Annotated in this window: 22 protein-coding genes and 1 pseudogene; 14 read left to right on the top strand and 9 right to left on the bottom strand. The window is 72.0% G+C overall.

The annotated features are described in order from the left end of the window. Positions 1–118: 118 nt before the first annotated feature. Together OG584_RS19640 and OG584_RS19635 are read left to right on the top strand one after the other, a co-directional pair. Positions 119–1,096: an ABC transporter substrate-binding protein gene (locus tag OG584_RS19640; RefSeq protein ID WP_405779547.1), complete on the top strand. Its 978-nt coding sequence runs from the start codon at positions 119–121 to the stop codon at positions 1,094–1,096. Positions 1,097–1,318: 222 nt separating this feature from the next. Next, the gene (locus OG584_RS19635) at positions 1,319–2,503 is read left to right on the top strand and encodes a hypothetical protein (protein ID WP_405779546.1); all 1,185 of its coding nucleotides are present in this window, start codon (positions 1,319–1,321) and stop codon (positions 2,501–2,503) included. Between the two features lie 148 nt (positions 2,504–2,651). Here the strand turns inward: OG584_RS19635 and OG584_RS19630 are convergent, their stop codons facing one another. Beyond that, entirely contained in the window at positions 2,652–3,170 is a 519-nt protein-coding gene (locus OG584_RS19630; RefSeq protein WP_405779544.1) for a DUF4232 domain-containing protein, read from the bottom strand. Positions 3,171–3,376: 206 nt separating this feature from the next. Next, the gene (locus OG584_RS19625) at positions 3,377–4,492 is read right to left on the bottom strand and encodes a hypothetical protein (protein WP_405779542.1); all 1,116 of its coding nucleotides are present in this window, start codon (positions 4,490–4,492) and stop codon (positions 3,377–3,379) included. Positions 4,493–4,840: 348 nt separating this feature from the next. Between OG584_RS19625 and OG584_RS19620 the strand changes: the two genes are divergently transcribed. After that, positions 4,841–7,372: a helicase-associated domain-containing protein gene (locus tag OG584_RS19620; RefSeq protein WP_405779540.1), complete on the top strand. Its 2,532-nt coding sequence runs from the start codon at positions 4,841–4,843 to the stop codon at positions 7,370–7,372. Here the strand turns inward: OG584_RS19620 and OG584_RS19615 are convergent. After that, positions 7,335–8,129, bottom strand: a complete 795-nt coding sequence (locus OG584_RS19615) for a VanZ family protein (protein ID WP_405779539.1) — start codon at positions 8,127–8,129, stop codon at positions 7,335–7,337. The genes OG584_RS19620 and OG584_RS19615 overlap by 38 nt on opposite strands. Positions 8,130–8,214: 85 nt before the next feature. Here OG584_RS19615 and OG584_RS19610 point away from each other — a divergent pair, with 85 nt between their 5' ends. Next, complete coding sequence (locus tag OG584_RS19610) at positions 8,215–9,948, top strand: DNA repair helicase XPB (RefSeq protein ID WP_405779537.1); 1,734 nt, start codon at positions 8,215–8,217, stop codon at positions 9,946–9,948. Positions 9,949–10,025: 77 nt separating this feature from the next. Here OG584_RS19610 and OG584_RS19605 read toward each other — a convergent pair whose 3' ends face one another. Beyond that, the gene (locus tag OG584_RS19605) at positions 10,026–10,169 is read right to left on the bottom strand and encodes a hypothetical protein (protein ID WP_405779536.1); all 144 of its coding nucleotides are present in this window, start codon (positions 10,167–10,169) and stop codon (positions 10,026–10,028) included. Positions 10,170–10,334: 165 nt separating this feature from the next. On the opposite strand from OG584_RS19605, the gene OG584_RS19600 reads away from it, so the two are divergent. The 3 genes and pseudogenes from OG584_RS19600 to OG584_RS19590 all read left to right on the top strand — a co-directional run bounded on the left by OG584_RS19600 (position 10,335) and on the right by OG584_RS19590 (position 11,481). Next, a complete protein-coding gene (locus tag OG584_RS19600) occupies positions 10,335–10,772 on the top strand; it encodes a VOC family protein (protein ID WP_405779534.1) in 438 nt (145 codons plus the stop codon). A gap of 194 nt (positions 10,773–10,966) precedes the next feature. Further along, positions 10,967–11,272: pseudogene (locus tag OG584_RS19595) on the top strand (Scr1 family TA system antitoxin-like transcriptional regulator); the annotation flags it as partial. Continuing rightward, a complete protein-coding gene (locus OG584_RS19590; protein ID WP_405779532.1) occupies positions 11,269–11,481 on the top strand; it encodes a DUF397 domain-containing protein in 213 nt (70 codons plus the stop codon). The pseudogene OG584_RS19595 and the gene OG584_RS19590, both read left to right, overlap by 4 nt. A gap of 109 nt (positions 11,482–11,590) precedes the next feature. Here OG584_RS19590 and OG584_RS19585 read toward each other — a convergent pair whose 3' ends face one another. Further along, positions 11,591–12,223 carry a hypothetical protein gene (locus tag OG584_RS19585; protein ID WP_405779530.1) on the bottom strand — a complete coding sequence of 211 codons (633 nt, stop codon included), beginning with the start codon at positions 12,221–12,223 and terminating at the stop codon, positions 11,591–11,593. A 634-nt stretch (positions 12,224–12,857) separates the two neighbouring features. Between OG584_RS19585 and OG584_RS19580 the strand changes: the two genes are divergently transcribed. Next, on the top strand, positions 12,858–14,957 hold the full coding sequence (locus tag OG584_RS19580) for a HelD family protein (protein ID WP_405784161.1): 2,100 nt from the start codon (positions 12,858–12,860) through the stop codon (positions 14,955–14,957). 99 nt (positions 14,958–15,056) lie between these two features. Here OG584_RS19580 and OG584_RS19575 read toward each other — a convergent pair whose 3' ends face one another. Then, a complete protein-coding gene (locus OG584_RS19575; RefSeq protein ID WP_405779528.1) occupies positions 15,057–15,746 on the bottom strand; it encodes a copper homeostasis protein CutC in 690 nt (229 codons plus the stop codon). Between the two features lie 123 nt (positions 15,747–15,869). Between OG584_RS19575 and OG584_RS19570 the strand changes: the two genes are divergently transcribed. Beyond that, complete coding sequence (locus tag OG584_RS19570) at positions 15,870–16,532, top strand: hypothetical protein (RefSeq protein WP_405779526.1); 663 nt, start codon at positions 15,870–15,872, stop codon at positions 16,530–16,532. Positions 16,533–16,744: 212 nt separating this feature from the next. Here the strand turns inward: OG584_RS19570 and OG584_RS19565 are convergent, their stop codons facing one another. Beyond that, complete coding sequence (locus tag OG584_RS19565) at positions 16,745–16,996, bottom strand: hypothetical protein (RefSeq protein ID WP_405779524.1); 252 nt, start codon at positions 16,994–16,996, stop codon at positions 16,745–16,747. Positions 16,997–17,235: 239 nt separating this feature from the next. Here OG584_RS19565 and OG584_RS19560 point away from each other — a divergent pair, with 239 nt between their 5' ends. Further along, a complete protein-coding gene (locus OG584_RS19560) occupies positions 17,236–18,444 on the top strand; it encodes a Cmx/CmrA family chloramphenicol efflux MFS transporter (protein ID WP_405784159.1) in 1,209 nt (402 codons plus the stop codon). A gap of 123 nt (positions 18,445–18,567) precedes the next feature. Further along, entirely contained in the window at positions 18,568–19,170 is a 603-nt protein-coding gene (locus OG584_RS19555) for a Uma2 family endonuclease (RefSeq protein WP_405779523.1), read from the top strand. Between the two features lie 84 nt (positions 19,171–19,254). Here OG584_RS19555 and OG584_RS19550 read toward each other — a convergent pair whose 3' ends face one another. Both OG584_RS19550 and OG584_RS19545 read right to left on the bottom strand, forming a co-directional pair. After that, complete coding sequence (locus OG584_RS19550) at positions 19,255–19,521, bottom strand: DUF4031 domain-containing protein (RefSeq protein ID WP_405779522.1); 267 nt, start codon at positions 19,519–19,521, stop codon at positions 19,255–19,257. Beyond that, the gene (locus OG584_RS19545) at positions 19,518–19,868 is read right to left on the bottom strand and encodes a hypothetical protein (protein WP_328318174.1); all 351 of its coding nucleotides are present in this window, start codon (positions 19,866–19,868) and stop codon (positions 19,518–19,520) included. Before OG584_RS19545 ends, OG584_RS19550 begins: the two co-directional genes overlap by 4 nt. Before the next feature lie 80 nt (positions 19,869–19,948). Between OG584_RS19545 and OG584_RS19540 the strand changes: the two genes are divergently transcribed. The 3 genes from OG584_RS19540 to OG584_RS19530 all read left to right on the top strand — a co-directional run bounded on the left by OG584_RS19540 (position 19,949) and on the right by OG584_RS19530 (position 23,764). Then, a complete protein-coding gene (locus OG584_RS19540) occupies positions 19,949–20,878 on the top strand; it encodes a MurR/RpiR family transcriptional regulator (protein ID WP_405779520.1) in 930 nt (309 codons plus the stop codon). Between the two features lie 234 nt (positions 20,879–21,112). Further along, positions 21,113–22,060 (top strand): N-acetylmuramic acid 6-phosphate etherase, encoded by a 948-nt coding sequence (gene murQ / locus OG584_RS19535; protein ID WP_405779518.1) that lies wholly within the window; start codon positions 21,113–21,115, stop codon positions 22,058–22,060. A 54-nt stretch (positions 22,061–22,114) separates the two neighbouring features. Further along, on the top strand, positions 22,115–23,764 hold the full coding sequence (locus OG584_RS19530) for a PTS transporter subunit EIIC (RefSeq protein WP_405779516.1): 1,650 nt from the start codon (positions 22,115–22,117) through the stop codon (positions 23,762–23,764). Positions 23,765–23,882: the final 118 nt, after the last annotated feature.

The following is a 23,882-nucleotide window of genomic DNA, read 5'->3' as shown; positions in this document are numbered from 1 at the left end:
GCCGTGCTCCGAAGGCCCGTAAGGACCCCCAAGTCCGCCCGAGAACAACCTGGTTGACGCCTGACACTCCGCAGGAACAGGAACACCGTCCGATGGAACGCCGTCGAAAGGGATCCTCATGAAGCACTTACCCCACCGCCACCACTGCCGCTGCGCCGCCGCAGCCGCTCTCGCGCTCACCGGCGCGCTGGCTCTCACCGCGTGCGGCTCCGACGGCACCAGCGGCAAGGCATCTCCGGGGACGGCCGCCACCCACACCATGAAGACCGCCATGGGAGAGGTGAAGGTCCCCGACCACCCCCGGCGGGTCGTCGTCCTGGACACCGCGGAGCTGGACTCCGCCATCACTCTCGGCGTGAAGCCGGTCGGCGCCACGCACGCCGATGTGAAGTCCGGCTTCCTGGACTACCTGCCCAGGGACAAGGTCGCCGGCATCAAGGACGTCGGCGAGATGACGCAGCCGAACATGGAGGCCGTCGCCGCCCTCAAGCCCGATCTGATCCTCACCAGCAAGATCCGGCACGGCGACAAGTACAGCCAGCTCAGCGCCATCGCGCCGACCGTCATGACGGAGAACACGGGCTATCCGTGGAAGGCGAACTTCCAGGTGCACGCCGCCGCGCTCGGCAGGCAGGCCGAAGGGCGGAAGACCGTCGCCGCCTACACCGCGCACATCCGGCGGGTCGTGGCCGCGCTCGGCGGGCCCGCGAAGGCGGCAGCCACGAAGGTCGGCGTGGTGCGGTTCGTGGAAGGCGCCGACATCCGGATCTACGGCAGGAAGAACTACATCGGGACGATCCTCACCGACCTCGGCGTCGGCCGCCCCGCCATCACCGACAAGGCCAAGGACGGCTTCTCGTACGACGTGAGCCCGGAGAGGATCGACCTGGCGAACGCGGACGCCCTCTTCCACTCCACGTACGGCGACCCCGCGAAGGCCAAGGAGACACAGACCACGCGGAGCGGCCTGTGGAAGAACCTGACCGCGGTGAAGAACGGCAAGTCCTTCGGCGTCGACGATCAGCTGTGGATCCAGGGCATCGGCTATACGGCAGCCGATAGGATCCTCAACGAGCTGACGAGGGACCTGACTTAGCGGTCCTTGCACGATGAGCGTCCGGTGAGGTCGCGTGGGCCGGGCGGGCACAGTGCAAGGACCCTCAGGGACGCTGGGGGGGGCGTCACCGCAGGGGCGCAGGGCCCGCTCGGACACCCGGGGCCCGCTGCCCGGCCTCCGTGCCACACACCGACAAACCACTTACCGACAGCGGGACTTCGGCGTACGTTTCGGCCGCGGGGCGGCCTGAGGGGGAAATCCATGACACACAGAGGCCATGCGGTGCGGCTGAGACGGGCCACTTGGTGGTGCCGGATATCCGGGACGGCGGCGCTGGTGAGCGGCGCCGTCACCACGCTGGAACTGCTCTTCCCGACGCCTGAAACCGAAATCTCACGCGACTACGTCGTCATCTGGGCGTCCCTGACAGCGCTGCTGACCGCCCTGTGGTGGATCGGCGCGCTGCTCGCCCCGCCCCTGACGGCACCGCCTCTCACCGCCCCGCCACTGTCGGCCGATTCCGTTCCCGCCCCGGTTGCCGTCCCTGAGCGGCTGCCGCGCCGCCGGGCGACACGGGCGACGCTTCTGCCCTCGTTGCTCCTGGCCCTGCTCCCGCTCGCGGTGGTCCGCACGATCGGAGCCCACGCAGGACCGCTGGAACCCGCGATGACGGCGGCCACCGTCCTCGCCGTGCTGGTCTCGCTGTTCCTGCTCCGTGTCTGGCTGGTCGGCCTGGCCGGCAGAAGCCCCCACAGCGGACCCCGTGAGCTGCGCCGGGACGCCGCCGCCGGGGCTGTCGCCGCCCGACGGGTGCGCGTGGGGCCCGCGCTGTGGACGGGTGAGGCCAGTGTGCGCTGGGACCTGTCGCGACGGCTGATGCTGTCGGCCGACGGCACGCGGTTCTCGTTCCGGGCCGCGGGCCAGGACAGCGCGCACTTCCGGTGGCTGGACATGGAGTCGGCCGGCGTTCTGCAGGGCCGAGAGGGCTGGCTGTGCTGGGCAGCGGCCGGCGGCTCCTGGGGCGAGCCGGAGGACCAGATGGGCGCCGCTCTGGTCACCGACGACGGCTACGTGGTCTGGGGAGCCACGGACCGCCGCACCGCGGAAATGGCGTACGCACCGCAGCATTCGCACCCCACAGCCCCCCGGCGGGTACGCCGGGCCCCGCGCGCCTCCCTCTACCGCCCCGATGTGCACGGATACACACTGGCCATGGCAGCGGTGACGCTCCTCGCCCTGGTCGTGGCCGAACGCGGCGTGGGGCCCGACCTCTTGTCCTGGGGCCTGGCCCTCGTGGCCGCCTTCACCGGAGTCCGTGGTGTCTACGGATTCACCGAGCGGCTCAGCAACCGCCCAGGGCCGGGCTGGCAGGCGCCGACTCCGGCCCCTGCCCAGGGGCGCCCCGGACCGCGCGACCCGGAAGCGCCGACGGCCGGCCGCCACTGACGCACCCTGCGCGCAGCCAGGTTCCGAGCCCGGTCCTGGTACGGGTCCCGGTTCGACGACGCGGTCAGCCCAGCACTGTGCCGCCGACCCCTCGGGAGGGGGACGGCGGCACAAGGGCACACGGTGTACCGGAGGTTGCGCGGGAGCCTCAGGCTCCGGCCTGCACGGCACCGATCTGGGTACCGGCGTCGACGGAGAGCGCGCCGTCCGCTGAGGACTCACCGGGAATCACTCCGTCCGGAGTCCGGAGCGTGAACGCGACCTCGTTGGCCTTCGCGCCCGCGGCCCCGTTGGGAACCTGGATGTCGAAGTGGACCGGGTGGCCGGGGCCGAAGGTCACCGCGGTGCCCTGCTTGCCGTACGACTTCGCCGTCACCCCGGCCGGAGAACCGTGGTTGAGGAAGCGCACGCCGCTGGGCGAACCGGCCAGCTTGCAGGAGAGGGTGTGCGGCGCCGCGGTCAGCGTGACCCGGTAGTGGCGGTGCCCGGCGCTGCCGGCGTCCGGGGTGATCTTCGCCGTGTGGTTGGCCGGGCGGCAGGCGGAGACAGTGGCGCCGGTCGCGGCAGCCGTGTGGGCCGTGGTGGATGCCTGCGCGACTCCCACCCCGGCGGCTCCTGCCAGCGCGGTGGCGGCAACCGTGACGACGAACCTACGAGACATGCCCATGACCGGCTCTCCTTCGCATCAGCTCACGGTCCGGCCGGTCAAGACCTGCCGAACCCCTGTCTGCGAACAGCCTGCCCTGTACACCGGCCCAAGATCGTCACGGGAAGGCAACACGCCTGCTACAGACCCAAACGCCGACACACCGGACACAGAGAAGTGGCCGGGACAGCGGAAGCAGTCCCGATGCCAGGCGTGCCGCGGAGGCGTTACGGCAGCCGCCTCCGCGCCCGCCACACCAGATACAGCGCCGACGCGCCCGCTGCCACCCGCAGGACCACCGGCCACACCCCGGAGATCGCGTCGCCCATCCCGTGCGGCGGGATCGGCGAGCCCCAGCGCCCGCTCGAACGCCCCCACAGCCAGACGATTCCGCCCGTCAGGGCCAGCCCCGGCAGGCCGAGCACCGCCCACTTCGCCTCGGCGCGGCTGAGCCTGCGCGAGACGTACGCGAGGAGCCATCCCGCGCCGAGCGCGATCAGCGAGCCCAGGACGGCGCCGACGACCAGCAGGACCGCCGCGAGCAGCAGGAACGGGCTGGAGAAGCCCCCTGCGACGGCGCGTGCGGCCCCGCCGCCGCCCTGTCCGGCCGGTCCGCGGCCGAACCGCGACCGCCTTCGAGGCTGCTCGGCCTCCACGGACTCACCGCCGTCGCCCCCGGCATCGCCCCCGTACTCGTCCTCGTCGGCACCGGTCTCCGCGCCGGGCGGCGGTTTCAGTATCTCGGGGATCTCGACGCCGCCGGTGAAGCCGGGCACCGCGTCACCGGCGCCGAAGGGCCCCGACTGGATGCGCCACCAGTCCGGTTCACCGCCGGACGGGCCCAGTTCATCCTCGCCCGCCAGGTGCGGCGGCGAGGCGGCCGTCGAACGCGGAGGCAGCGGCTCGGACTTCTCGCCCCTGCCCTTCTTCCCCCATCCCCCGCCTCCCTGACCGGCCTTGCCCAGCCCCACTCTGCCCAGGCCGGTCCGCTGAGGCCTGTCATCGCCGTCCGGGGTCCGGTCGCTCCCGGCCCGCTCGTTCCGGCGCGGACGCGGCATGCGGCGCGCCCGGTCGCTTACCGGCTCGGATTCCGGTTCCGGCGCGCCGGGCGGCATGCCGCCGCCCGTCGCCGCCGCCACCTGTTGCGCGGGTGTGCCGAGCCGCCCGAGGATGCGGCGTACGGCGGCCTCGCCGTCCGCGTCGTCCCCCGCGCGCTGCCGGTCGATCTCGCCGCGCAGCGAGGAGACCAGCCTCATCCGGTCGCCCGAGGTCAGTTGCCGCTGCGCCAGGTCACCGACCCGGCTCAGATAGTCGTAGACGAGCTGATCGCTCTCGATCCCCACGGAGTCGCACCCCTTCACGCCGCTCTGCACCGACCGTAGCGCTCTCACCGCGCACCGTCCGCCCTCCACGCCCGTCCCCGGCGCTTTCCCGGTGATCGCCCGGCTACCGCCCCGCGCTCCCACCGATTTCCCCCGGCCGCTCGCGGCCGGTCCGCCGGTCCTCCCGGAGCCCTTGTCCGGTCCTCTTCGGCGCCTCTCACACGCCGCCGTTCCCCGTGTCCCGCCCGGCGGCATGTCCGCCCGTACTGAGCGAAGTCATCGGGTCCGAAGTGGGGCGGTGCGTCATCTCCCCGCAAATCTCAGTAACGTGGGCCGGATGGGGACCCGTCAGCACTATGGGAGGCGCACGTGCCGGAACGAACACGCAGCACGCCACCGCGCACCCTCGCGGAGGCCCTGCGCATCCGCGACGACGCATCCCTGACCGGGCTGCTGCGGGCACGGCCCGATCTGCTCACTCCGGTGCCGAGCGATCTCAGCCAGCTCGCCACGCGCGCCGGCACCCGTGCATCCGTCGTCCGGGCGCTGGAACACCTCGACCGGTTCACCCTCCAGACCGCGGAGGCGCTCGCGGTCGCCCCCGATCCCGCCCCGTACGCGGCGCTGCTGGCCCTGATGGCGGGTGACGAGTGCGACTCCGCGGTCGCGGCCGCACTGCCCGGCGCGGTCGAGCGGCTCCGCGAGCAGGCCCTGATCTGGGGTGCGGACGACCGGCTGCGGCTCGTCCGCACCGCCCGCGAACTCCTCGCCCCCTCCCCCACGCACCCCTCACCGACCGGTCTCGGGCCGACCGTGGCGGAGGCGACGGTCGGGATGTCCCCGGGCCGCGTGCAGGAGATCGTCACCGCGGTCGGGCTGGCAGGCACCCATGACTCGGTGTCCGCGGTCGCCGCGCTGACCTCGCTGTTCACCGACAGGACGCGGATGTCGGCGCTGCTCGACGAGGCGCCGACCGAGTCCCTGAACGTGCTGAGCAGGCTCGTCTGGGGCCCGCCGTACGGCGAGGTGGCCGCCGACCCGACCAGGCCGGTGCGCTGGCTGCGCGACCACGGACTGCTGCTGCCCGCGAGCGCACGCACGGTCGTACTGCCCAGGGAGGCCGCGCTGCATCTGCGCTCCGGGCGCGCGCACCGCAACGCTGAACCGCAGCCGCCCGCCGTGGCGCCCGCCCGCGAATACGGTCCACAGGCTGTGGACGCGGCAGCGGCCGGACAGGCATTCACCGCGCTCTCCACCATCGAGGACCTGTTCAAGGACTGGAACGAGGGCGGCCCCGCCGTCCTGCGCTCCGGCGGCCTCAGCGTCCGCGACCTGAAGCGGACCGCCGCGGCACTGGACACGACCGAGCAACTGGCCTCCTTCTGGATCGAACTCGCCTACGCGGCAGGGCTGCTGGCGGCCGACGGCGAGGCCGACGAGCGGTTCGCCGCGACCCCCGCGTACGACATGTGGCTCGAATCGCCCGCCCAGCACCGCTGGGCCGCCCTCGTCACGGCCTGGCTCACCGCCACCCGTACGTCGGGCCTCATCGGCGGCCTCGACCCCAAGGGCCGCGCGCTGTCCACGCTGGGGCCGGACCTGGACCGCGCCGCCGCGCCCGACGTGCGCCGCAGGATTCTCGCCCTGATGGCCACCCTCCCGGAAGGCACCGCGCCCGAACCGGAATCCCTGCTGGCCCGGCTGCGCTGGGAACGCCCGGTGCGCGGCGCCGCTTCCGGCCGGAGCGCGGGCACCGCCGCGGACATCCCGACCGCCCGCCACACCCCGCACGGCGCGACCGCGATCGGCGATCTGCGCTCACGCATCGCCCACTGGACGCTGAACGAGACGGAGCTGCTCGGCGTCACCGGCCGCGGCGCCCTCTCCACGGCCGGCCGGGCGCTCCTGGGCGACACCGGTCCCGGCCCCGGCGCCCGCCCCGTCCCGACCGCCGCGGAACTCGCCGCGGCGCGTGCCCGCGCCGCCGACGCGATCACCCCGCTGATCCCCGAACCCCTCGACCACGTCCTGCTCCAGGCCGACCTCACGGCCGTCGCCCCCGGCCCGCTGGAGCGCCCGCTCGCCGCACTGCTGGGCGTCGCCGCCGACATCGAGTCCAAGGGCGGCGCCACCGTCTACCGCTTCACCGCGGGCTCCGTGCGCAGGGCACTCGACGCCGGACAGACAGCGACCGACCTGCACGCCTTCCTCGCGGCACACAGCCGGACGCCGGTGCCGCAGCCGCTCACGTATCTGATCGACGACGTCGCGCGGAAACACGGCCACCTGCGGGTCGGCGCCGCCTCCTCGTACGTGCGCTGCGACGACGACGCGGTCCTCAGCGAGATCCTGGCCGACACCCGGTCCCAGTCGCTGCGGCTGCGCCGCCTCGCGCCCACGGTGCTGGCCTCCATGGCGGACCCGGCGGGGCTGCTGGAAGGGCTGCGCTCGATGGGGTTCGCGCCGGCCGCGGAATCCGCCGAGGGAGACGTCATGATCACCCGCGCCAACGCCTACCGCACCCCGCCGCGCACCGCCCCCACCCCGGTCCCCGAGGGGCCGCCGGTCCCCGACGACGTCCTGCTCGGCGCCGCACTGCGGGCGATCAGGGCCGGCGACACGGCGGCCACCGTGGTCCACACGCCGGTGCCCGAGTACGGCGACCTGCCGCGCACCCCGTCGGCCGAGACACTCGCGACGGTGCAGGCGGCGGCCATGACGGGCGCCGCGCTCTGGATCGGCTACGTCAACGCGGACGGCGCGGCCAGCAAGCGGGTGATCGCGCCGGTCCGGGTCGAGGGCGGGTTCGTCACGGCGTACGACCACACCGCCGACGACGTCCGCACGTATCCGCTGCACCGCATCACGGGCGTTGCGGAGCTGACCGACGACCCGTCCTGACGGCGGACCACCAGCGGGGAGCCTTCCCGGCCGGCTTCTTCGCAGGGGTTTTCCCGGCCGCGGGTGCCTTGCCGGTCGCGGGTGCCTTGCCGGTCGCGGAGGCCCTGCGGGTCGGGGAGGTCTTCTTCCCCGCCGGGGCGGACTTGCGCCGCAGCGCGGTCGGCAGCGCGGGCCTGCGCGAGGTGCCGGAGGCGCCGGTGTCAGCAGCGACAGGCCCGGACGTGCCGGGCGCTGCGGAGCCCGCCTGCGGCTTCCGGGAGGCCCGCTGCCACCAGTGCGTACGCCGCGGGTGCAGCGCCCGCCCGAGCCGCTGTCCCAGCAGCAGATAGCCGATCAGCGCGCCCGCCGTGTTGAGGATCACGTCATCGATGTCGAAGGCGCGCCCGGTGATCAGCAGCCCCTGCGCGGTCTCGACGAGGAGCATCACCACCGCGGTCACGAAAACCACCCGCAGCAGCCCGCGCGCCTTGGGGATGAGGACGGGCAGCAGCACCCCGAACGGCACACCGAGCAGCAGGTTGCCGCCGATCTGCTTGACCGTGTCGCGGAAGGCGGGTTGGTCGAGGTACGTCCGGATCGAATCGCCCGGTTTGAGGTTGGTGTGCGTGAGGTCGACCGACGACGCGGAGGGCACGAGCGTCACCTTGGCCAGGGCGACGGCGAAGCCCACCATGCAGACGAAACCGATCAGTAGAACGAGGGTGCGCATCAGCGTCGAGGCCCACGTACGGCGCTGCAGTCGCGGTTCGGAGTCCATGACGCAGCGTGTACCCCCGCCGGGATGCGCGACACTGGTGGTTTGGCCGTACGGAAAGGCCTCACGGCGCGAAGGGACTCATGGCGTGAATGGACCTCTCATCGTCCAGAGCGATAAGACACTCCTGCTGGAGGTGGACCACGATCAGGCCGACGCCTGCCGTCGTGCCATCGCCCCGTTCGCGGAGCTGGAGCGCGCGCCCGAGCACATCCACACCTACCGGCTGACCCCGCTCGGCCTGTGGAACGCCCGCGCCGCGGGCCACGACGCCGAGCAGGTCGTCGACGCGCTGGTCGAGTTCTCGCGTTATCCCGTGCCGCACGCGCTGCTGGTGGACGTCGCGGAGACCATGGCCCGCTACGGGCGTCTCACGCTCTCCAAGCACCCCGTGCACGGCCTGGTCCTCACCTCGACCGACCGCCCGGTCCTGGAGGAGATCCTCCGGTCGAAGAAGGTCGCCCCGCTGGTGGGCGCCCGCCTCGACCCCGACACGGTCGCCGTGCACCCGTCCGAGCGGGGCCAGATCAAGCAGACGCTGCTGAAGCTGGGCTGGCCCGCCGAGGACCTCGCGGGGTACGTGGACGGCGAGGCCCACCAGATCGATCTGGACCAGGAGAGCTGGTCTCTGCGGCCGTACCAGAAGCAGGCCGTGGAGAACTTCTGGCACGGCGGCTCCGGTGTGGTCGTCCTGCCCTGCGGTGCGGGGAAGACGCTGGTCGGCGCCGGTGCGATGGCCGAGGCGAAGGCGACGACGCTGATCCTGGTCACCAACACCGTCTCGGCCCGCCAGTGGAAGCACGAGCTGATCAAACGCACCTCCCTCACGGAGGAGGAGATCGGCGAGTACAGCGGCACCAAGAAGGAGATCCGCCCGGTCACCATCGCCACATACCAGGTGCTGACGACCCGCAGGAAGGGCGTCTATCCGCACCTGGAGCTGTTCGACTCGCGCGACTGGGGCCTGGTGATCTACGACGAAGTGCATCTGCTGCCCGCGCCGGTCTTCAAGTTCACCGCCGACCTTCAGGCCCGGCGGCGGCTCGGGCTCACCGCGACGCTCGTACGGGAGGACGGCCGCGAGTCGGACGTCTTCTCGCTGATCGGGCCCAAGCGGTTCGACGCGCCGTGGAAGGAGATCGAGGCGCAGGGCTACATCGCGCCCGCCGACTGCGTGGAGGTCCGGGTCAACCTGACGGACACCGAACGGCTCGCGTACGCCACGGCGGAGGCGGAGGAGAAGTACCGCTACTGCGCGACGACGGCGACCAAGCGGAAGGTCACGGAGGCGCTGGTCCGTAAGCACCAGGGCGAACAGACGCTGGTCATCGGGCAGTACATCGATCAGCTCGACGAGCTGGGCGAGCATCTGGACGCGCCGGTCATCAAGGGCGAGACCACGAACGCGCAGCGCGAGAAGCTCTTCGGGGCGTTCCGTGAGGGCGAGATCAGTGTGCTCGTCGTCTCGAAGGTCGCGAACTTCTCGATCGACCTCCCGGAGGCGACGGTCGCCATCCAGGTCTCCGGGACGTTCGGCTCACGCCAGGAGGAGGCCCAGCGGCTGGGCCGCGTGCTGCGTCCGAAGGCGGACGGGCACGAGGCGCGGTTCTACTCGGTGGTGGCACGGGACACGATCGACCAGGACTTCGCGGCGCACCGGCAGCGGTTCCTGGCCGAGCAGGGGTACGCGTACCGGATCGTGGACGCGGACGAACTGCTGGCGGGCCCGGCCGATGTGACGGACCTGACGGACCCCACGGACTCGACCGCTCCCACCGACCCCACCGACCCGAAGGACACGGGCGACGGGACGGCTCACTGACCGGGGCGCGGTGAGCACGGCCTCCTCGCAGGGGGCTGACGGCGGGTCAGGGTTGTCAGTGGCGAGTCGGCCGCGGGTCAGCGGCGGCCGTGCTCGCCGAGGATCATGACGCTGAAGGCGGCCGATGCGAAGGCGCTGAGCGCGCGGAGGGTGCTGCGGACGGCGTTGGCCGAGGAGCCGGCTGCGGGGCGGGGCGCCGCGGTGGCGGTTGCTGTCGTCATGATCCCCATGATGGTTCGGGCGCGGTCGTAACGCGTCAGGCTGTGGTCGGACCGCGCGAGGCGGACGCGTACGACTCAAGGCCCATAGGAACCCCTACGGGAGACGGGCCCGGAGTGCACGCGGCAGCGCGGTCGCGGCACGGATGCGAGGAGAGTGAGGTCCAGATGGCGACCCGGTGGAGTCTGACCGTCGACTGCGCCGACCCGGCGTTGCTGGCGCGGTTCTGGGCCGAGGCGCTCGGATACGGCGAGCGGCCCGCGCCCGAGGGGTTCGCGAACTGGCCGGAGTGGCTCATGCACCACGGCGTCCCCGAGGACGAGTGGAACGACGGCGCCTACCTCTCCGATCCGGAGGGGACCGCCCCCGGGCTGTCCTTCATCAAGGTGCCTGAGGGCAAGGTGGCGAAGAACCGCCTGCACCTGGACGTGCAGGCGGGTGGCGGCCGTGAGACCCCGTGGGAGGTGCGGTGGCCGCGGGTGCTGGCCGCCGTCGAGCGGCTGACCGGCGCCGGGGCGACGGTACTGAGCGAGGAGACGCTCCAGGGCCGACCGGACCACATGGTGATGGCCGACCCGGAGGGCAACGAGTTCTGCGTGGTGTGACGGCGGGATCGCGGAGGTGCTGCCTCGGTACGGGATCCCCGGCGAGTCCGTCGAGCCGACGGTTGATCCGGTCGGCGAACTGGGCTGCTTCCGCCACGGACATGGAGCCCAGGGAGATCCTGTGGGCGGGGCGGTTGCAGCCCTCGCAGCGCGAGCACGGCTCGTCGATTCCGATGTCGTCGAAGTCGACATGCGGAGCGGCCGTCATGGCAGCCCAGTTGGCACGTCTGGTCGAGTTCGCCGAGATGCCGAACACAGTGCTGCAGGTGGCACCATTCGAGATAGGTGAACGCCGCGCGATCGACCTGCCCGTCAATCTCTTGACGCTGCCGGATCGGTCTGTGATCTGCTACGCCGAGTCCCAGTCTCAGGGACACCTGGACCGGGAGAGTGCATCTGTGATGCCCATGCTGACGACCTACCATCAGCTACAGGCCGAATCGCTGTCGCAGGCGGCATCCGTGGCCATGATCAACGAGGCCCGGAAGGGCGCCCCATGACGACCGACGAGTCCCCCCGCTGGTTCAAGTCCTCCTACGGCTACAACGGCGGCAACTGCGTGGAGGCCGCGACCAACCTCGTCGCCTCACGCGGCATCGTCCCCGTCCGCGACTCCAAGAACCCGAGCGGCCCGGTGCTGGACATCCCCGCCGGTGCGTTCGCCTCGTTCGTGACCGGCGTCAAAGACGGCGGGCTCGGCACCGTCTGACCGCCGGCCCCCGCATGCCGGGCTGAACAGTGCGAGGCCGAGTGAGGGCCGGCAACCGACCGGTTGGCAGCCCTCGGCTCTGCCGCGACGAGTGGGTGCGTCCGGCCCGTCAGTCCTTCCGCTCCAGAGAGATGCGAGCTCCTGGATCCACCGCGCTCACCCGCCAGAGTTTTCCGGTGATCTCCACCATGTCTCCCGCCACGAGCCGGTCGTAGTCCGCGACGACCAGCCCGCCGTCAGCGACCACCGTGATCTGCCCGTACGGCGAAGGCTGCGCATATGTCTTCGCCGACACGGAGCAGGTCCGGCCCCGGTACTTCGCGCTGTACGGCGTGTGCTCACGGATGGTCCAGCTGTGGTCGTTCTCGAAGGGGAACTTCCCCGCGGGCGCGCCACTTGCCGATTTCCCCGAGCCGTCCCCGGATTTCACCGGTTTCAGCAGGACCCGGTACGTACACACCTGCTCCACCGTGTACGCATGACCGGCCAGGTCCACCGTGTCGCCCGGCCGGGTCAGCCTCTTCCGTTGACCGTCGGCGTACTTCGCCCCTTCACGCAAGGTCGCCGAACGCGACGCGCCGTCGGAGTGCGACGAGACGTATTGAATGCCTCCGCCACCCGGGAGTTGGGCCCCGCCGCCGAACAGGACTTCCAGGGCGTCCGGGTCGGCGGCGCCGTCACAGATGGGAGCCGCGTCCCGCAGATCCTGGGAGGACGACGCGGACGGCGACGCCGAGGACACAGCAGGGTGCTTGTCACCGTTCCCCCCATCGGCACCGCATCCCGTAAGCAGAACACCAGCTATGACGACCGTGGCGCCGGCAGCGCCGAGGACCGCCGGCCTACGCACGGTTCGTCTCCCGCTCAAGAACGAGGTGCTTCCTGTATGTGACATCGCCAACCCGCCAGTAGTCTCCGGTGATCTCCACGACACTGCCGACCACCAGGTCGTCGTGGAGTGTGACCAGCTCTCCCTCGCAAGCGATCCGAGGGGAACCTGGGATGACGACCCAGGCGCCGGCACAGCACCGCTTCTCGATTCTGCAGGCGGCCATCGCCGCGCAGACCCTGACCATCTTCCTCCAAGCGGTCTCCCCCTGAGCGTCCTGCCGTTCGGACTGAGCATGCTGGCACTGGCGCGGCACTGAAGCCCTATACGCGGGCATACACGGCCATATCTGAATCAACCAGGTCCCGCGCGACGGGGCAGGCCGGGAAAACCCATTGGCCCCCGCCCCCACCCCCCGACTACAATCTCGCCTCCCCCCGCCTCCCCCAGGGAGCGCCGCCGCCCGGACGGAAACCGGCGGCTGCCACGTCGTGATCAGCCGTACCCGCCCGGAGGCCACACCGTGCCCACGCACGTCCCGCAGGACATTCCCGACACCCAGGACACGCCTCACGCACCCGGCGACCCGGCCGACCCCCTGGCGCGCGAACGCGCCCACCTCGCCGGGTCCCGCGCGGCGCTGCGCGCCATGCGCGAGGACGTCCAGGGGCTCAATATCAGCGACGTCACGGCGAACTGGGTCAACGCCGCCGTCCTGGAAGCGCAGATCGCCGACCGCATCAAGGCGCTCGCCGACCTGTCGCACACTCCGCTCTTCTTCGGCCGGCTCGACTATCTGCACGCCCCGGGCGCCGACCTCGCCGAGGGCGGGGGCGGCGAGCGGTTCTACATCGGACGCCGCCATGTGCACGACGCCGACGGCGACCCGATGGTCATCGACTGGCGCGCCCCCGTCTCGCAGGCGTTCTACCGCGCGTCCACCAAGAACCCGATGGACATCGGACTCCGGCGCCGCTTCGGCTACACGGGCGGCGAGCTCACCGCGTACGAGGACGAGCACCTGACCTCGCCCGTCGCGTCCGATCAGCAGACCACCAGCAAGCTGCTCCAGGCCGAGATCGAGCGGCCCCGTGTCGGACCGATGCGGGACATCGTGGCGACCATCCAGCCCGAGCAGGACGAGATCGTGCGGTCGGACCTCGGCGGCACGGTGTGTGTCCAGGGCGGCCCCGGCACCGGGAAGACCGCCGTCGGACTGCACCGGGTCGCCTACCTCCTGTACGCGCACCGCGAGCGGCTGGCCCGCACCGGCACCCTGGTCATCGGGCCGAACAAGTCGTTCCTGCACTACATCGAGCAAGTCCTGCCCGCGCTGGGCGAGTTGGAGGTCAAGCAGGCCACGGTCGACGATCTGGTCTCGGGCGTCGAGATCAAGGGCACCGACACCGCCGAGGCCGCGGTCATCAAGGGCGACGCCCGGATGGCGGAGGTGCTGCGCCGCGCACTGCGCTCACACGTGACCATGCCGACCGAGCCCGCGATGGTCGTGCGCGGCTCACGACGCTGGCGGATCCCCGCGTACGAGATCGAGGAGATCGTCGCCGAACTGCTGGCCCGGGACATCCGCTACGGCGCCGCCCACGACGCCCTCCCCCAGCGCATCGCGCACGCCGTACTGGTCCGCATGGAGCAGGCGGGCGAGGCCCCCGACGACCGGGTACAGGACGCGGTGGCCCGCAACCCCGCGGTGAAGGCCGTGGTCAAGGCGGCCTGGCCGCAGGTCGATCCGGCGAAGCTGGTGCTGCGGCTGCTCGGGGACGCGGAGTTCCTCGCCGAGCACGCGGAGGGGATCCTGACCGGGGACGAGCAGCGGACGATCCTGCGGGAGAAGCCAGCCCGGTCGGTGAAGTCCGCCAAGTGGTCCCTGGCCGACGCCGTACTGATCGACGAGGCGGGCGACCTGGTCGCCCGGACACACTCGCTCGGCCATGTCGTGCTCGACGAGGCGCAGGACCTCTCGCCGATGCAGTACCGCGCGGTGGGCCGCCGCTGCACGACCGGATCGGCGACGATCCTCGGCGACCTGGCCCAGGGCACCACGCCCTGGGCGACGTCGGGCTGGGACGAGGCGCTGCGGCATCTGGGCAAGGGCGACGCGCACGTGGAGGAGCTGACGGCCGGTTTCCGCGTACCGCGCGAGGTCATCGCGTACGCGTCCCGGCTGCTGCCGCACATGTCGCCGGGCCTGGCGCCCGTCTCGTCCGTCCGCGAGAACCCCGGCTCGCTGGAGGTACGGGCGGTGCGGGACCTCGACGGGACGGACGCCGCCGCCGTCACCGCCTGCAGGGACTCCCTGCGGCACGAGGGCTCGACGGGCCTGATCGCGGCCGACGCCCGCATCCCCGCCCTGTCGGCGGCGCTGACGGCGGCGGGCCTGGCTCACCTGGCCCCCGGCCAGGAGACCAGCGCCGACTCCCGTCTGACGCTGGTGCCCGCGTCGCTGGCCAAGGGTCTGGAGTACGACTACGTGGTCCTGGACGAGCCGGCGGCGGTGGTGGCGGGCGAGCCCGACGAACGAACCGGCCTGCGCCGCCTGTACGTTGCCCTCACCAGGGCCGTGTCCGGCCTGATCGTCACGCACGCGCTGCCGCTGCCCGAGCAGCTCGCCGGCCCCTCCGGAGGCTGAGGGGCCCGGAAGACGGAGAACGCCGCAGACCGGGGAGCAAGGCGGTGGAGAGCGGGGGCGGCCGAGGAGCGGGGCCCGGGGCTGCCCCCTGGGGGCGGCTCAGCCGTCCAGCGCCGCGCGCCACGCGCGCACGGCGCCCGCGTCGACCGGCAGTGACCATCCGCCCGGCCTGGCCGCGCCGCCGATGTGTACGGCGCCGACGCCCGCGCCCCGCAGCCGCGGCAGGTGTTCGAGCCGCAGCCCGCCGCCGACCAGGATCTGCGCCTCGTACCCCGGCTCACCGCCGCGCGCCGCCTCCGCGAGCAGGGTCGGCATGCCGTCGGAGACCCCGGACGCCGAGCCCGCCGTGAGGTAGGTGTCGAGCCCCGGCAGGTCGGCGAGCTCCTTGCGGAGGGCGTCGCGGTCGGCCGCGCGGTCGATCGCCCGGTGGAACGTCCACGGGCAGCCCTCGATCTCGGCGACGATCCGCTCGACCGCCACCAGGTCCGGGTTGCCGTCGGCGTCCAGGAAGCCGAGCACGAACTGGTCCGCGCCCTCGGCCCGCAGACTCCGTGCCGCCGCCACGAGTGCGTCGATGTCACCGGCGGCGAATCCGTCGGTGAGCCGGAGCATCACGCGCAGCGGGATGTCGACGGCGGCGCGGATCGCCGCGAACGTCTCACGGGACGGTGTAAGGCCGTCGGCCGCCATGTCGGTGACCAGCTCAAGGCGGTCGGCACCACCGGCCTGGGCGGCAACCGCGTCCTCCACGGAGAGCGCGATCACCTCCAGAACTGCACGGTTGCTCATCAATTCCCCATCTTCGAGGGCTACAGGTCTAGTCCAGTGGACACCCTACGGCCAGGACTCGCGCATCCGCAGCCCCGTATCCGGCTCCACCGGGCAGCTGCCCGCACCGGCACAATGGCCCCCATGCCCCAGGACGTGCCTCAGGACGTGCCCCCCGGCCTCGCCACCCGCTGGCACCAGGCCCTCACCGCCGCGCGCGACGGCGCCACCGCGCCCGACCCGGCCCCGTACGCCGAGAACCTGCTCACACGCTGGGCCGAGCCCCACCGCCGCTACCACACGACGGCCCATCTCACCGCCGTACTGGATCACATCGACACCCTCGCCGGACACGCGGCCGACCCGGCGGCCGTGCGGCTCGCGGCCTGGTTCCACGACGCGGTGTACCGGCCGGACCGTTCGGAGAACGAGGAACGCAGCGCCCAGCTGGCCGAATGGGCGCTCCCCGAGGCGGGCGTGGGGCAGGCCCGTACGGCGGAGGTGGCCCGGCTGGTGCGGCTGACCGTCGGCCACGATCCGCGCCCCGGTGACACGGACGGTGAGGTGCTGTGCGACGCCGACCTGGCGATCCTGGCCGCTGTTCCGGCCGATTACGCGCGGTACGCGGCGGCGGTACGGGAGGAGTACGCGTTCGTTCCTGACCAGGCGTTCCGTGAAGGACGCTCGGCGGTTCTGCGCGAACTGCTCGGGCTGCCAAGGCTGTTCCGCACCGCCCATGGGCAGGCAGAGTGGGAGTCGCGGGCCCGCCAGAACCTGGCCACGGAGCTGGAGCTGCTGACGCTCTGACCGGACCGGTGGGAATGGCCCGGTGGGGGTGGGCTGGTGGGGTCGCCCGGTGGGGACGGACCGGTGGGGACGGACCGGCGTCATCGGGTCAGGGTGCTGGGCCCGTCACACGGCCGGGCAGCCACACGGTCGGCCGCCACTCAGTCGGCCGGTCACGCGGTCGGCAGCCACTCAGCCGGCCGGTCACGCAGCCATGCCCGTCGGAGCCGCATTCACCGGCAGACGTCGCCCCGGCTACGGGCGTTGGCCAATGCATTGCGTGCCACCAGTTGCTCACGCGCGGTGACCGACCGGAGGACGCCGACGGGGCTGTCCCATTCGGGACCTCCCGCGGGCGGCCTCAACCGCACGAACACACCGTCGTGCCCGATGACCTCTCCGACCTGGCCACACCGGGTGTCCATGACGTACGAGCCGTTCGCCGGCCCGCCGTCCGCCTCCTGGGCATCTGTGCTCACCGTCATGTCTTTCTCCTCCCCCAACTCCCCCGCGACATGCACAGCGTGACCATGGACCACCCGCCCGCACCACCCGGGCACACGGGACCTGCACCACCTGGCCACATCATCCGGCCACCTCGCCCCCGGACGGCCCCGCCCGCACAGCCTCAACGGCCCGGCTGCGCGGCCCGGCCGGTTCGGGAATGTCAGGTGCCACGGCATCGTTGGCACCTGGCATGCCCGCCTCCACCGAATCCGCCCGTATGCCGCTCGCCGTCCGAATACTGGGGCTCGCGGTCTTCGCGCTGGGTACCAGCGAGTTCATGCTGTCCGGGCTGCTGCCCGACATGGCCGACGACATGCATGTGTCCATCCCGCGGGCAGGTCTGCTGATCTCGGCCTTCGCGATCGGCATGGTGGTCGGTGCACCACTGCTCGCCGTCGCCACCCTGCGGCTGCCCCGGCGCACCACCCTCATCGCCCTCATCACCGTCTTCGGCCTCGGCCAGGTCGCGGGCGCGCTCGCCCCGAACTACGCGCTGCTCTTCGCCTCGCGCGTCATCAGTGCCTTCGCCTGCGCGGGCTTCTGGGCCGTCGGCGCCGCGGTCGCCATCGCGATGGTTCCGGTGAACGCCCGTGCCCGTGCCATGGCGGTAATGATCGGCGGGCTGTCGATCGCCAACGTCCTCGGCGTCCCCGCGGGTGCCTTCCTCGGCGAGAACCTGGGCTGGCGGTCGGCGTTCTGGGCGGTCGGCGCGGCCTCCGCGATCGCCCTAGTCGGTGTCGCCACCCTGATCCCCCGGATTCCGCTGCCCGCCGTACGGCCCCGGCTCCGCAACGAGCTGAGCATCTACCGCGACCGCCAGGTATGGCTGTCCATCGTCATCACGGCGCTCGCCGCCGGCGGGGTCTTCTGCGCGTTCAGCTATCTGGCGCCGCTGCTCACGGACGTGGCGGGCCTGGCGGACAGCTGGGTCCCGACGGTGCTGGCGCTCTTCGGCGTGGGCGCCCTGGTCGGTACGACGGTGGGCGGCCGGGTCGCGGACGCGCACCTCTTCGGTGTCCTGCTGACCGGCATAGCCGCGTCGACAGCCTTCCTGGTGGCCCTGGCGCTGCTGGCCCACCACTCGGTCGCGGTCGTGATCCTCTCCTTCCTGCTGGGGACTTCGGCCTTCTACACGGCTCCCGCGCTGAACGCCCGGATGTTCAACGTGGCGGGCGCGGCCCCCACGCTGGCGGGCGCGACCACCACGGCGTCCTTCAACCTGGGCAACGCGGGCGGCCCCTGGCTGGGCGGCGCGGTCATCAGCGGGGGCCTCGGGTACGCGGCGACGGCGTGGGCGGGCGCGGCCATGGCGGTGGTGGCGATCATCGCGGTGTCGCTCTCCCTGCGGCTCCAGAAGTCGCAGTCGCGGGTGGTGGCCCGCTCGTCGGACCTCGTCCCGGAAGCGGCCGCGACGGAGACCGTCTGACCTGGCGGGGCCGGGGTTGCTGCGTCGTTCACTCGTCCGTGGGACGCTGAGCGAAGCGGTGCGATCCATTACCGCTGTCGATCTACGCTCGCCCCCGTCGGGCCACCGAAGAAGGGAGTCGCGATGACCGCCGCGATGGCCGAGAACGACCGGATGCCGCACCGTCGTCCGTGGGACGACCTGCTGCGGGCCTGGCGGGAGCTGGACGTGCCCGAGGGGTGGCGCGCCGAGATCGACGGAGGGCAGATCCTCGTGGTACCGCCACCACACGCACATCACAACGGAATCGCGGCCAAGGTACAGCGGTCGCTGTATCGAAACCTGTCCGAGGAGCTGGAGATCTACCAGACCCTGGGCATCCACATCGCCCGGCTGGACAAGCTGTACGTGCCCGACCTGGTCGTCATGCCGGCCGCGCTCATCGCCGCGGCCGACCCCGACACCAGCGACCCGGTGGACGCCGCCGAAGCCCTCCTCGTCGTCGAGATCACGTCGAAGGGCAACGCCAAGGACGACCGGACCAAGAAGCTCTGGGCCTACGCGCACGCACCGGTGCCCGCCTACCTCCTGATCGACCGCTTCGATGAGCACGGTCCGACGACGACGCTCTTCAGCGGTCCGCTGAATGGTGCGTACAAGCACAGCGAACGCATCCCGTTCGGGGAGCAGGTGAAGCTGCCGGATCCCTTCGGCGGCATCCTGGACACGGGCGCCTTCCCGCTCTGACCTGCCCGGCGACCGGCCCGGCACCCGGCGCTGATCCGCCCGGCGCCACGAACACCCTGCGCGACCGCCCCGGCGGCCGCCCCCCTACGCCGGGCGTCCCTTCGGCCGCCGCAGCCCCGCCCCCGTGAGCCTGCGCACCAGCTCCTTCGAGCCGATCTCGACCGCTCCCGCCGCCACCGCGTCCGCGTACCGGTGCGAAGGCAGGTCGTAGTGGTCCCGTTCGAAGGCCCGCGCCGGGCAGCCGAGCGCCGCGGCGAACGCGTGCAGCTCCTCGTACGAGACGTCGCTGACCAGGTGCGACCACATCCTGCCGTGGCCGGGCCAGGTCGGCGGGTCGATGTACAGCGTCACGAGAGCGAGCCCACCGGGGCCACGATCACGGCCTCCTTGGCGCACACCCAGTGCGGGTCGGGGCCCAGTTCGGGCTCGACCTCCAGAGCGTGCGGATCCGCGCACACGGGGCAGAGCGGCCAGCGGCCGTACCGCTCGAGGAGCGCGTCCTGCACGTCCTGGGCCACCAGCCCGGCGACGAACTCGGCGCCCTGCGGCCACTGCTCCACCCACCAGCGTCGATGCGTCACCGCGTCCTCCACCAGCGAGACGACGTCGGCCTCGGCCACATCGCGCGCGGCGAGATCGGCGAGCACCAGTGCCCGCGCTTCGTGCAGGGACTGTTCGAGGGGTGTCACGGGGTCCATGGACCCATTGTCCCCGGTTGCCGGGGGAAGCGACCGCCTGAGGGGTTGACGCCCCCCGGGACCGAAAATATCTTTCAAAGGTGACCAACAATGTGAAGGAAATTTTCACCAGCGCCTCCGCCCCTCCCGCTCCCGCCGCCCTGGCGGCCAAGGTCCGCACCCTGGCCCCCTCCATGACCCGCTCGATGCAGCTGGTCGCCGAGGCCGTCGCAGGCGATCCGGCAGGCTGCGCGGCCCTCACGGTCACCGGCCTCGCCGAACTCACCGGCACCAGCGAAGCCACCGTGGTCCGCACGGCCCGCATACTCGGCTACCCCGGCTACCGGGATCTGCGCCTCGCGCTCGCCGGGCTGGCCGCCCAGCAGCAGTCCGGCCGGGCTCCATCGGTGACCGCGGACATCGCCGTCGACGACCCGATCGCCGACGTCGTCACCAAGCTCGCCTACGACGAGCAGCAGACTCTCGCCGACACCGCCGCCGCCCTGGACACCGTCCAGCTCGGCGCCGCTGTCTCCGCGCTCTCGACCGCCCGCCGCATCGACATCTACGGTGTCGGCGCCTCCTCGCTCGTCGGCCAGGACCTCGCGCAGAAGCTGCTGCGCATCGGCCTGATAGCGCACGCACACAGCGACCCGCACCTCGCCGTCACCAACGCCGTGCAGCTGCGCTCCGGTGACGTGGCCATCGCGATCACCCACTCCGGCGCGACCGGTGACGTCATAGAGCCGCTGCACACCGCCTTCGAGCACGGGGCGACGACGATCGCGATCACCGGCCGCCCGGACGGCCGGGTCTCGCAGTACGCCGACCACATACTCACCACGTCCACAGCCCGCGAGAGCGAACTGCGGCCCGCCGCGATGTCCTCCCGTACCAGCCAGCTCCTGGTCGTGGACTGCCTGTTCATCGGCGTCATGCAGCGGACGTACGACCGGGCGGCCCCGGCGCTCTCCGCTTCGTACGAGGCCCTCGCGCACCGCCACACCCCGCGCGGCGCCACCAACCGCTGAACCCGCCGCACCGTGAACCCACAGCGCCGCAGGACCGTCACACCGCGGAGCCCCGCACCCGCGCAGTCGCAGCACCGCGTACAGCCGTCACACCCGCACGGTCGCCGTACCCCGAACAGCCGTCAGACCCGCACAGTCGCCGCACCGCAGGACCACCGCACCGCAAGAGCCGCACAAGCCGCGCCATCGCACCGCACGACCGCAGAAGCGCTGAACCGGAAAGAGCCGCACACCATGACCTCCACCGCCTCCAACAACTACGGGGCGCTGCGCGCCCAGCTGGCCACCCTCACCACCGAGGCGTTCCGGCCGGAGCTCGCCGAGATCGACCAGCTGCCCACCAAGGAGATCGCCCGGCTGATGAACGGTGAGGACGCCACCGTTCCGGCCGCCGTCGCCGCACAGCTCCCGCAGATCGCCGCCGCCATCGACGCCACAGCGGAACGGATGGCGCGCGGTGGACGGCTCGTCTACGCGGGTGCCGGGACGGCCGGCCGGATGGGCGTGCTGGATGCCAGCGAGTGCCCGCCGACCTTCAACACCGACCCGTCCGAGGTGCTGGGCCTCATCGCGGGCGGCCCGTCCGCGATGATCAAGGCCGTCGAGGGTGCCGAGGACTCCAAGGAGCTGGCGGCAGCCGACCTGGACGCGCTGCACCTCACCGCGGACGACACCGTCGTCGGCATCTCCGCATCGGGCCGCACCCCGTACGCGATCGGAGCCGTCGAGCACGCCCGCGCTCTCGGCGCACTCACCATCGGCCTCTCCTGCAACGCCCGGAGTGCGCTGGGCGACGCCGCCGAGCACGGCATCGAGGTCGTCGTCGGGCCCGAGCTGCTGACCGGATCCACCCGGCTCAAGGCAGGCACGGCGCAGAAGCTCGTCCTCAACATGCTCTCGACGATCACCATGATCCGGCTCGGCAAGACGTACGGGAACCTCATGGTCGACGTCCGGGCGTCGAACGAGAAGCTCCGCGCCCGCTCTCGCCGCATCGTCGCCCTCGCGACGGGCGCCGACGACGCCGAGATCGAGGCCGCGCTGACCGCGGCCGAGGGCGAGGTGAAGACGGCCATCCTCATCATCCTGGGCGCCGTGGATGCCTCCACCGCGACGCATCTTCTGGATGAGACCGGGGGACATCTGCGCGCCGCGCTGCAGTCCAGGGCCCGCACCAGTTGACTCTGGAACCCCCGCTCCACCTGAGCGCCACTTGAACCAGAGGCACCACGCGCCATGAGCACTCTTCCGAACACCCCGGACAGCCCGGACACCCCAGACACTCCGGGAAGCCCCGGCGCTTCAGGCGGCCCCGCCGTTCCTGGAGCCCACGGGGCCCATGGGAACAAGAACCGCGCCACGGCTGCCGCGATCCTGCCCCTCGTGGGCGGCGCGCAGAACGTCACATCGGCGGTCCACTGCATGACCCGCCTGCGGCTCGGCCTCGCGGACCGTTCGCTCGTACAGGAAGAGGCCCTGAAGGCGCTGCCCGCCGTCATGGGTGTGGTCGACGACGACACGTACCAGATCGTGCTCGGCCCCGGTGCGGTCGCCCGTGTGACGCCCGAGTTCGAGGCCCTGGTGGCGGAGGGCCGGACCCCGGAGGGGGCGGCGGGCCCCGCCGCCGCGGGCAGCCCGTCGGCCGGCCCGGCGACAGCCGAGGAGCTGGCCGCGCAGGGTGCGGCCATCAGGGCGTCACGGAAGGCGAAGAACGCGACCCCGTTCAAACTCTTCCTGCGGCGGATCGCGAACATCTTCGTGCCGCTGATCCCCGCCCTCATCGGCTGCGGCATCATCGCGGGCATCAACGGTCTGCTGGTCAACGCGGGCTGGCTGCCGGGCATCACCCCGGCGCTGGCCGCCGTCGCGTCCGGCTTCATGGCGCTGATCGCGGTGTTCGTCGGTTACAACACGGCGAAGGAGTTCGGCGGGACACCCATCCTGGGCGGCGCGGTCGCCGCGATCATCGTCTACGCGGGCGTGACGAACGTGACCGCCTTCGGCGAGAAACTCTCCCCCGGCCAGGGCGGTGTCCTCGGCGCGCTGGGCGCCGCGGCGCTCGCGGTGTACGTCGAGAAGTGGTGCAGGCGATGGATGCCCGAATCCCTGGACGTACTCCTCACCCCTACCATCACGGTGCTGGTCTCCGGCCTGGTCACGCTCTTCGGGCTGATGTACGTGGCCGGTGAGGTGTCCAGCGCCATCGGCACCTTCGCCACCTGGCTGCTGGCGCACGGCGGCGCGGGCGCGGGCTTCGTCCTCGGCGGTCTGTTCCTCCCGCTGGTGATGCTGGGCCTGCACCAGGCGCTGATCCCCATCCACACCACGCTGATCCAGCAGCAGGGCTACACCGTGCTGCTCCCCATCCTGGCCATGGCGGGCGCGGGCCAGGTCGGTTCGGCCGTCGCGGTCTATCTCCGCCTCCCGAAGAACAAGTCGATCCGCAAGACCATCAAGTCGGCGCTCCCGGCGGGCTTCCTGGGTGTGGGCGAGCCGCTGATCTACGGAGTCTCGCTCCCGCTGGGCCGCCCCTTCATCACCGCGTGCGTCGGCGGGGCGTTCGGCGGCGGATTCGTCGGCCTCTTCAACCAGCTGGGCACGACGGTCGGCTCGACGGCGATCGGCCCGTCGGGCTGGGCCCTGTTCCCGCTGCTCAAGGGCGACCACACACTGACCACGTCGATCGCGATCTACGCGGGCGGCCTGCTGGCGGGCTATGTCGCGGGCTTCGCGGCGACGTACTTCTTCGGCTTCAGCAGGGCGATGCTCGCGGAGTTCAACGTCGAAGCGGAGGAAGCGGCGGCCGAGGGCCTGACCCCGACGGCGCCCCCCGCGGCCACCGGAACGCCGTCACCGGCCCCCGAGGAAGCGCCGAGTACGGCCTGACCGGAGACCGCGCGGCCATGGTCCCCTTCGCGACAGAATTCGCCCGGCCGCGCGGCCGCAGGATTGTCCGGTTCGCGCCGTGCGGCCACGCATGGGGCGGGCCGCAGCTCCGGCGCCC

It is taken from the genome of Streptomyces sp. NBC_00859, assembly GCF_045161865.1.
GTDB lineage: Bacteria > Actinomycetota > Actinomycetes > Streptomycetales > Streptomycetaceae > Streptomyces.
Note: the sequence above shows the minus strand (reverse complement) of the source record. Positions and strands in the feature narration are given on the sequence as shown.

What these genes read in the sequence shown, in the direction of transcription:
- OG584_RS19640 (WP_405779547.1), top strand. Translation starts at nt 119, where the DNA reads ATGAAGCACTTACCCCACCGCCACCACTGCCGCTGCGCCGCCGCAGCC.
- OG584_RS19635 (WP_405779546.1), top strand. Translation starts at nt 1,319, where the DNA reads ATGACACACAGAGGCCATGCGGTGCGGCTGAGACGGGCCACTTGGTGG.
- OG584_RS19630 (WP_405779544.1), bottom strand. Translation starts at nt 3,170, where the DNA reads ATGGGCATGTCTCGTAGGTTCGTCGTCACGGTTGCCGCCACCGCGCTG.
- OG584_RS19615 (WP_405779539.1), bottom strand. Translation starts at nt 8,129, where the DNA reads ATGGACTCCGAACCGCGACTGCAGCGCCGTACGTGGGCCTCGACGCTG.
- OG584_RS19605 (WP_405779536.1), bottom strand. Translation starts at nt 10,169, where the DNA reads ATGACGACAGCAACCGCCACCGCGGCGCCCCGCCCCGCAGCCGGCTCC.
- OG584_RS19600 (WP_405779534.1), top strand. Translation starts at nt 10,335, where the DNA reads ATGGCGACCCGGTGGAGTCTGACCGTCGACTGCGCCGACCCGGCGTTG.
- OG584_RS19590 (WP_405779532.1), top strand. Translation starts at nt 11,269, where the DNA reads ATGACGACCGACGAGTCCCCCCGCTGGTTCAAGTCCTCCTACGGCTAC.
- OG584_RS19575 (WP_405779528.1), bottom strand. Translation starts at nt 15,746, where the DNA reads ATGAGCAACCGTGCAGTTCTGGAGGTGATCGCGCTCTCCGTGGAGGAC.
- OG584_RS19570 (WP_405779526.1), top strand. Translation starts at nt 15,870, where the DNA reads ATGCCCCAGGACGTGCCTCAGGACGTGCCCCCCGGCCTCGCCACCCGC.
- OG584_RS19565 (WP_405779524.1), bottom strand. Translation starts at nt 16,996, where the DNA reads ATGACGGTGAGCACAGATGCCCAGGAGGCGGACGGCGGGCCGGCGAAC.
- OG584_RS19560 (WP_405784159.1), top strand. Translation starts at nt 17,236, where the DNA reads ATGCCGCTCGCCGTCCGAATACTGGGGCTCGCGGTCTTCGCGCTGGGT.
- OG584_RS19555 (WP_405779523.1), top strand. Translation starts at nt 18,568, where the DNA reads ATGACCGCCGCGATGGCCGAGAACGACCGGATGCCGCACCGTCGTCCG.
- OG584_RS19545 (WP_328318174.1), bottom strand. Translation starts at nt 19,868, where the DNA reads ATGGACCCCGTGACACCCCTCGAACAGTCCCTGCACGAAGCGCGGGCA.
- murQ (WP_405779518.1), top strand. Translation starts at nt 21,113, where the DNA reads ATGACCTCCACCGCCTCCAACAACTACGGGGCGCTGCGCGCCCAGCTG.
- OG584_RS19530 (WP_405779516.1), top strand. Translation starts at nt 22,115, where the DNA reads ATGAGCACTCTTCCGAACACCCCGGACAGCCCGGACACCCCAGACACT.